Raw genomic sequence first — 14372 nt, forward strand, 5'->3', positions numbered from 1 at the left:
CACCTCGTCGCCCACCGTGTCCCGCCGCACGTCGTCCGCGATCCGCGCCAACGCGTCCAACGCCGCACCATCGGCATGGAACAACGCCAACGCCTCGGCGTCGGTGAGCTTGGTCGGGTCGTCGGCGGCGACGGAGAGCGCGGTGCGGACGTCGGCCTCGATGCGGTCCGGGACGAATCCCGGCGCGGCCTGCTCGCGCAGCGCCTCCCAGTCGCCGTACACCTCGTCGAAGTCGTCGCGGCGGTCGCCGGTGCGGCCCTCGGTGTCGATGGTGCGGTGCAGGTCGGTGCGCCCGGTGGCGGTGAAGGCCTCGTCGGGCTCCTGCCACGGACGGCCCCGCACCACCGCGTCCTCGCGGGCCAGCCCGGTGCCCGGATCGGCCAGCGCGGCGACGTGCGGCAGCAGCCGCGGATCCAGCCACGGCTCGCCCCGGGTGACGAACTCCGGGTAGACGCACAGCCGTTCCCGCAGGGCGAAGCCGGCCGCCGCCGAGTGCTCGGCGAGCTCGTCGATCCGCGGCCACGGGCGCTCGGGGTTGACGTGGTCCGGCGTCAGCGGGGAGACCCCGCCCCAGTCGTCGATACCGGCGCCGATCAGCCGGGCGTACTCCGCGTCCACCAGGTTCGGCGGCGCCTGCAGACAGGCAGCCGGCCCCATGATGTGCCGGGCGACCGCGACCGTGGCGACCAGGTCGTCCAGCTCCGCGTCCGGCATCCCGCGCATCGCCGTGTCCGGCTTGGCGCGGAAGTTCTGGATGATCAGCTCCTGGATGCCGTGGTACGAGCGCGCGACCCGGCGCAGCGCGAACAGCGACTCGGCGCGCTCCTCGTACGTCTCACCGATGCCGATCAGCAGCCCGCTGGTGAACGGCACCGAGCTGCGCCCGGCGTCCTCCAGGACCCGCAGCCGCACCGCCGGTTCCTTGTCGGGCGAGCCGTAGTGCGGACCGCCCGGCTCGGACCACAGCCGGGTCGCCGTGGTCTCCAGCATCATGCCCATCGACGGCGCGACCGGCTTCAGCCGCTGGAAGTCCGTCCAGCTCATGACCCCGGGGTTGAGGTGCGGCAGCAGCCCGGTCTCCTCCAGGATCCGGATCGACATGGCACGGACGTAGGCCAGCGTGTCGTCGTAGCCGTGCGCGTCCAGCCACTCGCGCGCTTCCGGCCAGCGGTCCTCGGGCTTGTCCCCGAGGGTGATCAGGGCTTCCTTGCAACCGAGTTCGGCGCCGCGGCGGGCGATCTCCAGCACCTCGTCGGGGGACATGAACATCCCGTGGCCCGCGCGGCGCAGCTTGCCGGGCACCGTGACGAAGGTGCAGTAGTGGCACTTGTCCCGGCACAACCGCGTCAACGGGATGAACACGCTCTTGGAATAGGTGATGACGCCGGGACGCCCCGCCGCCTCCAGCCCCGCGTCCCGCACCCGGGCGGCGCTCTCCATCAGATCGGCCAGGTCGTCCCCCCGGGCCTGGAGGAGCACCGCGGCCTCCGCGGTGTCGAGGGCGACGCCGTCACGGGCACGCTTGAGCGCACGGCGCATGCTGTTGGCGGTGGGCGGGGTGTGCGTCATTCTCCGAGCATAGGTGCGCCCTCCGTCAGCGGGCGCTGTCGGGTAGATCACCGGGGCGATTGCGGCCGGACGGGAATTTCCGCGCTGGCCTTGACGTCGACGTCAGGGTCTACCGTCGGGGCATGCGGATCGGAGAACTCGCCGAACGGGCCGGCACCACACCGCGCGCCCTGCGGTACTACGAATCGCTCGGACTGCTGCGGGCCCGGCGGGCCGGCAACGGCTACCGGGCCTACGACGAGGCGGACCTGAGACTGCTGCGGCAGATCCAGTTCCTGCGGGACTTCGGCTTCGAACTGGAGGACACCCGCCCCTTCGTGGACTGCCTGCGCGCCGGTCACCCCGAGGGGGACGCGTGCCCGGCGTCCCTCGAGGTCTACCGGCGCAAGCTCGCGGAGCTGGACGACGGCCTCGCCCGGCTCACCGAGGCGCGGGACCGGATCGCCGAGCAGCTGGCCCGGGCCGAGTCGGCGACGGCTCCCGAACCGCGCTGTCAGTTCACCTGTGAGGGGAGTACGTGATGACCGAGACCCGAACGGACCCGGACCCCGGGCACCTGGCCGAGGCGTCCGACGCGACATTCGCCGCCGAGGTGCTGGGGGCCGGCGTGCCGGTACTGGTGGAGTTCGGCGCCGACTGGTGCCCGCCGTGCCGTCAGATCGAGCCCGTGCTGCGCGAGCTCGCCCGGGAGGAGGAGGGCCGGCTGAAGGTGGTCCAGGTGGACGTGGACCACAACCCGCAGGCACAGAGCGCCTACGGCGTGCTGTCGGTGCCGACGCTGATGGTCTTCCGCGACGGCGAACCGGTCTGGTCCGCGGTCGGGGCGCGCACCAAGCGGCGGCTGCTGCAGGAACTGGCCGACGTGCTGTGAGCTCTCGACGTGCTGTGAGATCTCAGAGATAGCGCGCGTAGTCGTCCAGCGTGCGCAGTACGTCCGCGGTCCCCGCGGAGGGCAGCTGCAGCACGACCTCCTCCAGGCCCAGATCGCGGTAGTGGGCGAGCTTGCCGGGGTTCGGGCGGACCGCGTACGGCACGACCTGGGGACCGGCCGGGTCGCGGCCCGCTTCGGCCCAGGCGCGGCGCAGCCCCGGCAGGTTCTCCTTGAGCCCGCCGCCGCCGATGGGCAGCCAGCCGTCCGCGTACTCGGTGATGTGCCGGAAGAGCCCGGGCCCGGCGGCGCCCCCCACCAGGGTGCGCGGACGGGGGCCGGAGACCGGCTTGGGCCAGGCGTGGCTGGCCTCGACGCTCGTGTACGCGCCCTGGTAGGCGGTGGGTTCGGGCGCCCACAGGGCCCGCATCGCCGCCATCCGGTCGCGCACGAGGTCCCGGCGGCGGGGCCAGTCCACGCCGTGGTCGGCGGCCTCCTCCACGTTCCAGCCGAAGCCGACACCCAGGGTGAACCGCCCGCCGGACAGGAAGTCCAGGCTCGCGACCTGTTTGGCCAGAACGATGGGGTCGTGCTGGGCGACCAGCGTGATCCCGGTGCCGAGCCGCAGCCGCTGGGTGACGGCCGCCGCCGCGGCGAGGCCAACGAAAGGGTCCAGCGTGCGGCCGTACTCCGGCGGCAGGGGGTCGCCCATCGGCGCCGGGGTGCGCCGGCTGACCGGGATGTGGGTGTGCTCCGGCAGGTACAGCCCGTCGAAGCCGCGCTCCTCCAGCTCCCGGGCGAGCCGGACGGCGGGGACGGAATGGTCGGTCAGGAAGATCGTCGTGGCGATCCGCATGGCGTCGTCGCACCTCCCGTGTGTGGGGCGACCCTAGGCCCTGCGCGCGGCGCGGGGAAGCCGCCGCACGGCTGGTACGACGGGTCAGCCGGTGGCGCCGACCGGGGCGTTGCGGAGCTCCGTGACGAGGGCGGGGGTGAGCAGCTCACCGGCGCGGTCGGCGAGCACGGACATCTCGTAGCCGACGAGGCCGACGTCGCAGCCCTCGGCGGCCAGGACGCCGAGGCAGCTGCCGTCACGGATGCGGCCGACCATCATGAAGCCGCCCAGCATCTCGATCATGACCAGCTTCATGCCGTGGAAGCCGTGCGTGGAGGCCGCGTTCTGCGCGAGCGAGGTGATGCCCGAGACGACGGCGGCCAAATGGTCCGCGCGGTCGCGGGTCAGCCGTTCGGAGGCCGCCATCAGCAGGCCGTCGGAGGAGACCGCGACGGCGTCGGTGACACCGTCGGTGGTCCGTACGAAGTCGGATATGAGCCAGCCGAAGCTCTGGACGGCGGTGGTCACGATGGCGTTCCTTCTTTGGTTCTGTACGAGGCCGGGCGGGGGGCGGCCTCGTAGGCGGGTGCGGAGGGGGAACCGGTCTCGGCGCGGGCGACCCCCGCCCGGAAGGCGTTCAGGAGCACCGAGATCCCCGGCTTCGGTGCCGGTGGCGCCGGTTCCTCCTCGTCGGGGGCGAGCAGTCTGGGGGGCAGGATCACCAGGGCGGACACGCCCCCTTCGGGCGTGTCGAAGAGCCGCACCTCGATGTCCTGGCGGCGGGCGAGCCGGCCGACGACATGGTGGCCGAGGAAACGGGTCGGGGCCGACAGGAAGATCTCGTCCCCGCTGTCGACGAGCAGCGCGTTGGACCGCCGCAGGTCCGCGGCGCTCATGCCGACCCCGTGGTCGACGACCGCGAAGCAGTACTCCCCCGCCACCTCGTCGCGCCAGCCGTGCACGTCCACGGACTCCTCGGGCGGGGAGAACGTCAGCCCGTTCTCGATGAGTTCGGCCAGCAGGTGGGCGACGTCGGTGACCACATGGCCGCGCAGGCTGCCCCGTTCGACCTGGGCGACCATCACCCGCCGGTACTGCTCGACCTGGGCGACCGCCGACCGGACGACCTCCAGCGCGGTCGCCGGGCGGGCGATCGGCCGGGCGGTGTGCTGACCGGTGAGGACCAGCAGGCTCTCGGCGTTGCGGCGCATGCGGGTGGCCAGGTGGTCCAGCTCGAAGAGCTCGGCGAGTTCGTCCGGGTCGAGCTCCCGGCTCTCCAGCTTGGTGATCAGACCCAGCTGGCGGCGGATGAGGCCCTGGTTGCGGCGGCCCAGGTTGGCCAGCGACTCGGTGGTGTTGGCGCGCAGCCGGGCCTGTTCCGCGGCGAGGTCGAGGGCGGTGCGCTCGACATTGCCCAGGGCGGTGGCGACCTCGGCGATCTCGGCCGCGCCGTGCCGCACCAGGACGCCCGCGGGTTCTGCGGGTTCCGGCGGGGAGGCGCCCGCGGAACGGGCCTGCTGGATGCGCGAGACCGCCTCGGGGAGCCGCCTGCGGGCGATGTCGTCCGCCCCGCCGGCCAGGGCGGCCAGCGGACGGGTGATGGAACGGGAGGCGAGCGCCGCGGCGGCGCTGACGATGCCGAGGATGAGCACGCCCATGACGACGTACAGGGCGAGCGAGCCGGCCGCCTCGTCGCTGAGCGCCCGGGTACGGTCCGTGACGTCGGCACCGACCTGGAGCTGCACCGTGTACAGGTCGTCGTTGAGGGTGCCGGTGCCCTTCCACCACGCCCGGGAGTCGACGTTGAGGCGCGAGCCGTCGACACCGCGCTCGGCCAGCTGCTCGTACGTGAAGGTGTCGTTGGCGGCGGTGGTGCCGAAGGCCTGGTCCAGCAGGAGGCGCTGGTCCGCCGTGGCGACCTGCCGGAAGCGGCCGATGGCGGCCAGCCGCTCGGCGCGCTCCTGGATGAACTCCAGGTACTCGGCGCGCCGGAAGGCGCCGTAGGCGAAGACGCCGTTGAGCGAGCTGCGCTCGTTGGCGAGCGCCTCCTTGGCCTGGGCCAGCGCCTGGAGCGCGGCGACGCCGTCGCGCAGCTGCCGGTCGCCGCGGGTGGCGGTGCCGGCCGCCGGGTCGACGGCGTTCAGGCCCGTGATGGCGTAGGTGTAGAAGGTGATCGTCGCGTCCCGGCCGGCGATGTCGGAGTCGACGTCGGCGCGCGTTCCGGCGAGCCGGCCCAGGCGCGTCTGGATCACGTCCTCGACGGCGGGCTGGTCGCGCAGGTCGTGCAGCTGGACGTCGACGAGCTTGCGGGTGGCGACGAGTTGCTTGCCGTACCGGGTCTCACCGCCCAGCAGGCCGTTGGTCAGGCCGCGTTCCAGCTGCAGCTGGTGGACGAGGGACCGCAGCCGCAGCGACAGTTCGATCTCGGAGCGGGTGGTGCTGGCGTCGCCGTAGTCCTCGGCGCGCAGTTCGACGGCGAGCCCGACGAAGGCGAGTAGCAGGCACGTCGGAACGGCGAGGACGACCGCCACCCGGCCCCGGATGGTCCGCCATCCCGGCAGGGGACGGGGGAGGGCTCTGAAGATCGATCGAGGTCGCCGTCGCGCCTTCCGCACCGTCATGCGCCAGCATGGTAGCGGCCGGAATCGAATCGTCAATTTCGGACCCGTGAGCTGATGTTGGCCTTTGGGTGGCCGGAATCCCGCAGTGCCGCGAAAACGGCGCGTATGCCGTATCCGGGACATGGCACCCGCTTCGGTGTCAACGCGGCGCGAACGCCGGGGCCGTGAGGTCCACGGTGAGGGCGTGGCCGAGGTTGTTGGTGAAGGTGGCGTGCGGCCCCGCGGCCTCGGCGCGGACGAAGGGGTTGGACCGCCCGAGCGCGACGACCCACAGCAGGTTGCCGTCGGAGTCCAGCCGGGCGAAGAAGCCCTGCGAGCCGTGTGCGCCGTCGCCGCAGCACACGTACCCGGTGCCGTCCGGGAGTTCGGCGGTGCCCCGCGGGTGGGGATCGGCCGAGGTGACGAGCTCCGGGTCCCCGGCCAGCAGCGCCGCCAGGTCGAAGGGCTCGCCGACGCGGAACGCCGACAGCCGCGGGCCGTCGATGTGCACGCCGAGCGCCGTGCCGTCCGCCCGGTACAGGCCGTCGTGCGCCGGGACCTCGCCGGCCAGCCACAACTCGGTGATCAGACCCATCGGCCGCGCTCCTCCCGCTGTGCGCGTCCAGCCCATCAGGCGGCCGCTCGGCACGTCTCGACCGCCGGGCGAACAGCGGGCGAACTCCCGCCCGCACACTCCGGCGCCCCGCCCCACAGCCGGGACGGCGGCGGTGGAGCGGGGCGGGGTGGACCCGGCGGGCGTCAGGCGGGCCCGAGCGGCCTGGGGCGGCGGAGGGCGTGCACGGGCAGCAGCATGCGCCAGACCGCGTCCTCCACACCGTGGACGGAGGCGATCCAGCCGAGGCTGTCCTCCGTGGTGCCCGTGCCGGCCGCGGCGGCCAGCTCGCCGACCACGTCCGCGAGGTCGCCGTGGCGCAGCGCGGGTTCGATCCGTCCCCCGCCGAGCCCGTCGGCGACGTACCGCTCGTACGCGGGCGCGGTGCGCAGCACCCCCACCGGCCGCCATTCCTCCGCCAGTCGCGGCACCGGCTCCCCCGCCATGCGGCGGCCGTCGGCCTCGACGACCTGGGTGCGGGTGCGGTCGACCGCCAGGGCGGTCCACGCGTCGCCGCCGGTGAGCACCGCCGCGGGACGGCACCGCTCGACGGCCTCGGCGACGGTCCCCGGCCCGTCCGGGCCCCCCGCGACCAGCGGCACCGCGGCCATGCCCGCGTACAGACAGCCGTAGAAGGCACCCGCCAGGTCCACGCCCTGCGGGTAGTCCAGCAGCACGCGGCTGCCGGGCGGCAGCAGGCGGCCCAGGCCCGCGGCGACCGCGCGGGCCCGCCGGTCGAGGCCGGCGAAGTCGCAGTCGTACGGCACATAGGGGCGGCCGCCCGGTTGCCGCAGCGCGCGGCGGCGCAGTGCGGGGCCCGGCAGGCGGTACACGCTCACCACGGGGCCACCGATCCCGGCCCGGGCACCGCTCACCGGCTCCCGTCCGCATCGTGAGCACATCGGCGGCCCTTCACCCCCCTCTGACGAACAGTGGTCACACCAAAGGCATATGAGCACAGATCATGCGAAAAGACCGCGAACATTCCCCGTAACCCCTCAAAGCGCGCCCCCCGAAAGTCACCCATAGGTGACCGCGAACAGGTTGGCACGGCAAACTGGCACAGTCGGCAGATCCGAAAGACCGGAACTGTCGTCTGCGGACACTGTTCCGGTTCGCGATGAACGATCGATATACGCGCTGTTCGCGAACGGCAGTCGGCACCTGGGGGCAGGCATGGGAAGCGGTACGGACCCTGGCGGAGCGCTGCGCTTCGCGGTCCTCGGCCCGGTGCGGGCCTGGCGCGGCGGGCAGCCCGTCCCCGCCGGGCCACCCCAGCAAAGGGCGCTCCTCGGCGCCTTGCTGCTGCGCGGCGGCCGCACCGCGACCGCGCAGGAGCTGGTGGACGCCCTGTGGGGCGAGGAGCCCCCGCCCACCGCCCTGGCCGCGCTGCGCAGTTACGCCTTCCGACTCCGCAAGGCCCTCGGCGCGGACGCCCTGGCCACCGTCGACGGCGGCTACCTCCTGCGACCCGGCGACGACTTCGACCTCGTCCGCGCCGAGCAGCACTGCTCCGCGGCGGAGAAGGCCCGCGCCGCCGCTGACCTGTCCTCGGCCCGCGACGAACTGCGCTCCGCGCTGGCCCTGTTCGACGGCGAGCCGCTGGCGGGGCTGCCCGGCCCGTACGCGGAGACGCAGCGCGTCCGGCTGCTGGAATGGCGGCTGCAGATCACCGAGACCTGCCTCGACCTGGACCTCCAGGCGGGCTGCCACGCCGAGGCCGTCTCCGAGCTGACCGTGCTGTCCGCGGAGCACCCGCTGCGCGAGCGGCTGCGCGCCCTGCTGATGCTGGCGCTGTACCGCGGCGGGCGGCAGGCCGAGGCGCTGGGCGTCTTCGCCGACACCCGAAGACTGCTCGGCGACGAGCTGGGCGTCGATCCCGGCACCGAGCTCACCGACCTCCACCAGCGCATCCTGGAGGCCGACCCGGCGCTGCTGCCGCCGCCCGTGCCGCAGGCCGAGTCGGCCGCCGAGCCGGTGCGCCCGGCCCAGCTCCCCGCCACCGTCGCCGACTTCACCGGTCGTGCCGCCTTCGTCCGCGAGCTCGGCGACCGCCTGGCCGCCGCCTCCGCCGAGGGCGGCGTCATGGCGGTCTCGGCCGTCGCCGGCATCGGCGGTGTCGGCAAGACCACGCTCGCCGTCCACGTCGCGCACGCCGTCGCGGGGGCCTTCCCCGACGGGCAGCTCTACGTCGACCTGCAGGGCACCGGCCCCCGTCCCACCGAGCCGGAGACGGTGCTCGCCTCCTTCCTGCGCTCCCTCGGCGTCACCGACGCCACCATCCCGGAGTCCCTGGCCGACCGGGCCGCGCTCTACCGCTCCACCCTCGCCGGCCGGCGCGTACTGGCCCTGCTGGACAACGCCCACGACGCCGCCCAGATCCGCCACCTGCTGCCCGGCACGCCCGGCTGCGCCGCCCTGATCACCAGCCGGGCCCGGATGGTCGACCTGGCGGGGGCGCACTTGGTCGACCTCGACGTCATGAGCCCCGAGGAGGCGCTGCAGCTCTTCACCCGCATCGTGGGCGAGGAGCGCGTCGCCGGCGAACGCCAGGCCGCTCTCGACGTCGTCGCCGCCTGCGGCTTCCTGCCGCTCGCCATCCGCATCGCCGCCTCCCGCCTGGCCACCCGGCGCACCTGGACCGTCGCCTTCCTCGCCCGCAAGCTCAGCGACGAACGCCGCCGCCTGGACGAGCTCAAGGCCGGCGACCTCGCCGTCAAGGCCACCTTCGAACTCGGCTACGGCCAGCTCACCCCGCAACAGGCCCGCGCCTTCCGGCTGCTGGCCCTCGCCGACGGCCCGGACATCTCGCTGGAGGCGGGGGCGGCCGTCCTGGACATGGACGTCTACGACGCGGAGGAACTGCTGGAGGCCCTGGTCGACATCAGCCTCATCGAGTCGGCAGGACCCGCCCGCTACCGCTACCACGACCTCCTGCGCCTGTACGCCCGCGACTGCGCCGAACGCCACGAGGGCGAGGACGCCCGCTGCGCGGCCCTGTCGCGGCTGCTCGACTTCTACCTCGCGTCGGCCGCCCGCACCTACGAGCTGGAGAACCCCGGCGACCGCGTCCTGGACCACCTCAGCCCGGTCGGCCGCCCCGGCCTGGTCTTCGCGTCCCGCGAGGAGGGTCTCGACTGGCTCTTCACCGAGGCGCCCAGCCTGCTCGCCGCCGTCCAGCAGGCCGCGGGCGACGGCTGCGAGGGCCCGATGCGGCGGGCCGTGGACCTACTCTTCACCGCCCAGGACCTGATGGAGTCCGGTGTCTACGCGCGCCAATTCGAGCAGTCCACGCGCGCCCTGGTCACCACGGCGAGCGCCTGCGGCGAGGAGCTCGTGGAGGCGCGGGCGCGCGTCCTCCTCGGCCAGCTCCTCGGCCTGGCAGGCCACTTCGCCGACGCCGACCGGGAGGCCCAGCGCGCCCTCGTCCTCAGCGTCGCCTGCGACGATCCGCTGACGTGCAGTTACGCGTCCATACTCCGGGGCATGATCGCCGCCTACGGTCGGCGTTTCGAGGAGGCGGCCGGCCATTACCAGCACGCCCTCGACGGCTTCCGCGCCGACGCCAACCGGCACGGCGAAGCCGCGGCCCTGAGCAATCTCTCCCGGGTCAGGAACGAACTCGGCGACGTCCCGGCCGCCGTCGCCGCGGCCGAGGAGGCGCTGTCGATCTATCGCGGGCTGCGGGCGGGATTCCGCCTCGGCAACGGCCTGTACGCCCTGGGCATCGCCCTCACCGCCGCGCACCGCGAGGAAGAGGCGTACGCGTGCCTCACCGAGGCGCTCCCCATATTCCGTGAGGCACGGCAGCAGTTGTGGGAGGGGATGACGCTCTTCCGGATGGCGGAGGTCCAACTCGCCTCCCGTGGGCACCGGCAGGCGGCCTCCCTGGCCGAGCAGTCGCTCAATCTCCTGCGCGAGACGGGCGGCACCTGGCGGCGGGCGCACGCGCTCACCGTCCTGGGCAGGTCCCTCGACGGCATGGGGCAGCCCGACCGGGCCCGTGCCTGCTGGCGGGACGCCCTCGCGGAGTTCACGGCCCTGGGGGCACCCGAGGCGGAGTCCGTCCGGCAGTTGCTCGGGGGCCCCGCCGCCCCGGCCGCGGTCGCCGTCTGACGTCCGGACCGCGCAACACCCCAGGCACAGGACGTCAACAATTCCGTTTATCAGTTGATTATCGCCTCCTGCCACGATTCCATCAGTGCGAAGCCGCCCGCCTGGTGGCGCACGGGGGTCGTTGCCAGGCGGGCTTCGCGTCAGCCCAGTTCGCAGGAGGAGACAGCATGAGCGAGACCACGCCCGAGGCCGGCGCCGTCGAGGAGCCCGAGGTCACTCCTACCGAGGAGGAGACCACCGAAGAGGTGACCGTCAAGGACGACGGCACCGTCGTCAAGCCGGACAACTGGCACCAGACCTGATCTCCCGGCTTCCGCGCTTCGGGGGGAGCGGGGAGCCGACGGGGGGGGGAACGGGGGCACCACGGGGGACACGGGGGGACACGACCGGATGACGCACCTGGGGGGGAGCGTCATCCGGTGGGGGAACAGCACACGCACGACGGGCCGACTGCGGCGTGGAGGGGGCGCCGCAGTCGGCCTTTGTCATCGGCCGCACCGACCGGAGGCGTCTTCCCGACCGGGATCGCCCCGCCGCGGCCGGCGGCTCGACTTCTCCACCGGTACCGCCCGTACGCACGTGACCGCCGGGCCGCGCGCCCGGCCTCTTCCCGGAGGCATCGTGAAGCTCGTACGCAAGGCCGTCGTCGTCCTCGCCGCCGTCGCGGCCGGATTCCTCGCCGCGGCGGTCCCGGCCGCCGCCGCGGACAGCCCGGACGCTTGGCACCAGACCGTCGTCGCACCGGACAACTGGCACTCCAGCTGACCTCGGCCGGCCGGCACCGATGTCCCTCCTGCTCCGGCGGGAGGGACATCCGCGTCTCCCGGCGGACAACTCCCGCGCCGTGGGCGGCGGTCAAGCGCGCCGACGCGTCAGATGTTGTGCGTGCGACGCAGTTGGTCGCCGAGTCCGCGGGGGAGCCGTGCGAGGCGGCCCGCGTCGATCACCGGCGCGGGGTCAAGGGCGGCGGCCCTGCGCTGCGGGAGCACGACGGGGGCCTGCTGCCCCTGGCCGACCGTGGCCTGCTCGTGCTCGTACTGCCGGGGTGTCGCCATGACGCTGTCCCTTCGTTGGTGCGGGACGCGTCCGTGTGCCCGCGGCAGAGCGGGCGCGCCCAGGAGAAGCCGAAAAGGGCAACGCTCCCCACCGCCCGTACGTAACGGGCGGATCGGGCATTCGACACCGAGAAGTGCGGCGCACGCCCAGCGCATCGGCGTCCGCGGGCCGGTGACCCGGCAGGTCCTGCTCGTGGACCCCCCGCGTGGCGCCTGTGGCAAGTGAGGCGTAAGTTGCGTAACGGCGGCCGTCGCCCGCCCCTTCCGTGTGAGGCAGCGACGGCCGCTCACCCGTACGCGAACCGGGGCGGGCGCGGGCGCCGCGCGGCCGGCGGGCGAACCGCCCGAGACCGCACGGGGCTCAGGCGCGGCGGGTGGCCGCTTCCGTGCCCTTGACCGCGTTGAGGGCGTAGACGCAACGGTCCTTGCTGCTGGCGTAGACGACTCCGTCGGCGACGACCGGGGAGCCGGTGATCTCGCCGCCCGTCTCCAGCTTCCAGCGCAACTGCCCGCCGCCGGCGTCGACGGTGTAGAGGCAGTGGTCCTTGGAACCGAAGTGGACGCGCCCGTCGGCGACGACGGGCGAGCCGACGATCTCCCCCTGCGCGGCGAAGCGCCACTTCGGGGTGCCGGAGACCGCGTCGAGCGTGTAGAGCGCGCTGCCCGCGCCGAGCATGACGGAGCCACCGGCCACCAGCACGGGCTCGACGCTCTGCCGCTGCTCGGTGGCGACCCGCCAGCGGTCCCGCCCGTCGGCGGGGTCGAGGGCGTAGACGGTGCCGAGGTAGTCGGCGACGTAGACGCCGCCGCCGGAGACGCCGGGGCCCGGGACGTACGCGGGCGGCCCGAACATCACCGCGGGGGCGTCGAAGCGCCACCGCTCGGCGCCGCTGCGGGCGTCGAGCGCCAGCACGCGGTTGCCCGCGGTCGCGAACACCGAGCCGTCCTCGACGACCGGACGGGTCGGCATGGCGCCGCCGTCGCCGGTCGGGTACGACCAGCGCTCGGCGCCGGTCGTCACGTCCAGCGCGTGCAGCCGGCCGCCGCCGTGGAAGTAGACGACGCCGCCGGTGATGCTCGGCCCCGACTCGGGGGTCTCGAACTCCGTCTGCGCGCCGCCGCGCTCCCAGCGCAGCCGCCCGCTCGCCGCGTCCCAGACCTGGACGCCGCCGCCGCGCGTGCCGGTGACGACGCTGCCCGCCTCGGCCCGCAGCGAGTAGATCCAGCCGTCGACCCCCGTACGCCACCGCTCGGTGCCGTCGGCGGCGTCCAGGGCGTACAGGCTCGGTCCGTCGGAGCCGTGGATGCGGCCCTCGGAGACGGCCATCGTCCAGGCCACGTCACGGGTCTTGAACTGCCGCCGCCCGGTGGCGACGTCGAGGGCGTGCACCTCGAAGGAGGTGACGTAGAGCCGGCCCCCGGAGACGACGGGCGTCCCCCACACGTCGTTGGACATGCGAAAACGCCACGGGCGCCACTCCCCGTGCGGTCCGGCGGGCGGCTGCGCCCCGCCGCCCTGGCCCTGACCGGGCACGGCCGCCGGGGCGCCCGCGGCACCGCCGCGGCCGGACCAGCCGAGCCCGTCGCCCGCGGGTGCCGCGGCGGTCTGGCTCCTGCGCTCCGCGACCCGCATCCCGGGCCCTATCGGCGCGGAGCCCGCGAGCTGCACCGGGCCGCCGGGGGCCTCCACGGGGGCCCTGGGGGGCTGCACGGGGGCCGCGGGCGGCTTGGGCGGCATCGGGGGCACCGCGGGCGCGCCGAGGCCGCCAGGACCGCCGGCCCGGCCGCCGCTGCGCCGTTCCTCTATGAGGCCGACCGCCGCGGGCGGCAACCAGGCGGAGGCGGTACCGGTGTCGTCGCCGGCGGAGGAGAACAGGTGCGGCGCCAGCTGCGCCTGAAGGTCCGCCGGGCTGGGCCGGCGCTCGGCCTCCATCCGCATGCAGGCCTCGATCAGCGGCCGCAGGTCCGACGGGAGCCCCGCCAGGTCCGGGCCCTCCCGCAGCAGCATGAAGACCGTCTCGACGGGGTTGGCGCCGTGGAAGGGCGCGTGCCCGGTGGCCGCGAAGACCAGCGTGGAGCCGAGCGAGAACACGTCGCTCGCGCCGGTCACGCTGCGCGAGTCCTTCGCCTGCTCGGGCGACATGTACGCGGGTGTGCCCACGGCCACGTTCGTCATCGTCAGCCGGGTGTTGGACACCCCGCTCGCGATGCCGAAGTCGATCACGCGCGGGCCGTCCTCGACCACCAGCACGTTGGACGGCTTCATGTCGCGGTGGACCAGGCCCGCCCCGTGGATGGACTGCAGCGCCTCCGCGATACCGGCCGCCAGCCACCGCACGGCCTGGACGGGCAGCGGCCCGGACTCGTTGACGATCTCCTCGAGGGACGGCGCGGGCACGAACGCCGTGGCCAGCCAGGGCACGGCGGCCCTGGGGTCGGCGTCGACCACCGCGGCCGTGTAGAAACCGCTGACCGCGCGGGCGGCCTCGACCTCACGGGCGAAGCGCACGCGGAACAGCTGGTCCTCGGCGAGCTCTGCGCGTACGGTCTTGATCGCCACGCGCCGACCGGACGCCGAGCGGGCGAGGTAGACCAGGCCCATGCCACCCGCGCCCAGCCGGCCCAGCACCTCGAAAGGGCCGATCCGTCTCGGATCGTGCTGCGTCAGCTGCTGCACCACTGCCCTGCCACCTCCCCGTGGGTTCCCCCCGTCCCG

Annotated in this window: 13 protein-coding genes; 5 read left to right on the forward strand and 8 right to left on the reverse strand. The window is 74.1% G+C overall.

The window, feature by feature from the left end:
- Positions 1 to 1569 (reverse strand): 7,8-didemethyl-8-hydroxy-5-deazariboflavin synthase CofG (cofG, locus tag ACFYXS_RS17465; protein WP_389248904.1); only part of this gene is annotated, 1569 nt, incomplete at its 3' end.
- A gap of 122 nt (positions 1570 to 1691) precedes the next feature.
- Here cofG and ACFYXS_RS17470 point away from each other — a divergent pair.
- Both ACFYXS_RS17470 and ACFYXS_RS17475 read left to right on the forward strand, forming a co-directional pair.
- A complete protein-coding gene (locus tag ACFYXS_RS17470; protein ID WP_389248906.1) occupies positions 1692 to 2090 on the forward strand; it encodes a MerR family transcriptional regulator in 399 nt (132 codons plus the stop codon).
- Positions 2090 to 2440, forward strand: a complete 351-nt coding sequence (locus tag ACFYXS_RS17475; protein WP_389248908.1) for a thioredoxin family protein — start codon at positions 2090 to 2092, stop codon at positions 2438 to 2440. Before ACFYXS_RS17470 ends, ACFYXS_RS17475 begins: the two co-directional genes overlap by 1 nt.
- 22 nt (positions 2441 to 2462) lie before the next feature.
- On the opposite strand, the gene ACFYXS_RS17480 is transcribed toward ACFYXS_RS17475, so the two are convergent.
- The 5 genes from ACFYXS_RS17480 to ACFYXS_RS17500 form a co-directional block, all read right to left on the reverse strand.
- Complete coding sequence (locus ACFYXS_RS17480; protein WP_389248910.1) at positions 2463 to 3293, reverse strand: LLM class F420-dependent oxidoreductase; 831 nt, start codon at positions 3291 to 3293, stop codon at positions 2463 to 2465.
- Positions 3294 to 3377: 84 nt separating this feature from the next.
- Entirely contained in the window at positions 3378 to 3800 is a 423-nt protein-coding gene (locus ACFYXS_RS17485; protein WP_389248912.1) for a roadblock/LC7 domain-containing protein, read from the reverse strand.
- Positions 3797 to 5803 carry a nitrate- and nitrite sensing domain-containing protein gene (locus ACFYXS_RS17490; RefSeq protein WP_389248914.1) on the reverse strand — a complete coding sequence of 669 codons (2007 nt, stop codon included), beginning with the start codon at positions 5801 to 5803 and terminating at the stop codon, positions 3797 to 3799. Before ACFYXS_RS17490 ends, ACFYXS_RS17485 begins: the two co-directional genes overlap by 4 nt.
- Before the next feature lie 229 nt (positions 5804 to 6032).
- Positions 6033 to 6467 (reverse strand): hypothetical protein, encoded by a 435-nt coding sequence (locus ACFYXS_RS17495; RefSeq protein ID WP_389248916.1) that lies wholly within the window; start codon positions 6465 to 6467, stop codon positions 6033 to 6035.
- Positions 6468 to 6631: 164 nt separating this feature from the next.
- The gene (locus ACFYXS_RS17500) at positions 6632 to 7324 is read right to left on the reverse strand and encodes an AMP-binding protein (protein ID WP_389248918.1); all 693 of its coding nucleotides are present in this window, start codon (positions 7322 to 7324) and stop codon (positions 6632 to 6634) included.
- Positions 7325 to 7661: 337 nt separating this feature from the next.
- Here ACFYXS_RS17500 and ACFYXS_RS17505 point away from each other — a divergent pair, with 337 nt between their 5' ends.
- From ACFYXS_RS17505 to ACFYXS_RS17515, 3 genes are all read left to right on the forward strand, one after another.
- On the forward strand, positions 7662 to 10601 hold the full coding sequence (locus ACFYXS_RS17505) for a BTAD domain-containing putative transcriptional regulator (RefSeq protein ID WP_389248920.1): 2940 nt from the start codon (positions 7662 to 7664) through the stop codon (positions 10599 to 10601).
- 167 nt (positions 10602 to 10768) lie between these two features.
- Entirely contained in the window at positions 10769 to 10903 is a 135-nt protein-coding gene (locus ACFYXS_RS17510; protein ID WP_389248922.1) for a hypothetical protein, read from the forward strand.
- A 319-nt stretch (positions 10904 to 11222) separates the two neighbouring features.
- Positions 11223 to 11366, forward strand: a complete 144-nt coding sequence (locus ACFYXS_RS17515) for a hypothetical protein (RefSeq protein ID WP_389248924.1) — start codon at positions 11223 to 11225, stop codon at positions 11364 to 11366.
- Positions 11367 to 11473: 107 nt separating this feature from the next.
- On the opposite strand, the gene ACFYXS_RS17520 is transcribed toward ACFYXS_RS17515, so the two are convergent.
- Positions 11474 to 11656: a hypothetical protein gene (locus ACFYXS_RS17520; protein ID WP_389248926.1), complete on the reverse strand. Its 183-nt coding sequence runs from the start codon at positions 11654 to 11656 to the stop codon at positions 11474 to 11476.
- 361 nt (positions 11657 to 12017) lie between these two features.
- Positions 12018 to 14336 carry a serine/threonine-protein kinase gene (locus ACFYXS_RS17525; RefSeq protein WP_389248928.1) on the reverse strand — a complete coding sequence of 773 codons (2319 nt, stop codon included), beginning with the start codon at positions 14334 to 14336 and terminating at the stop codon, positions 12018 to 12020.
- Positions 14337 to 14372 lie beyond the last annotated feature (36 nt).

The sequence above is a fragment of the Streptomyces sp. NPDC002574 genome (assembly GCF_042889545.1).
GTDB lineage: Bacteria > Actinomycetota > Actinomycetes > Streptomycetales > Streptomycetaceae > Actinacidiphila.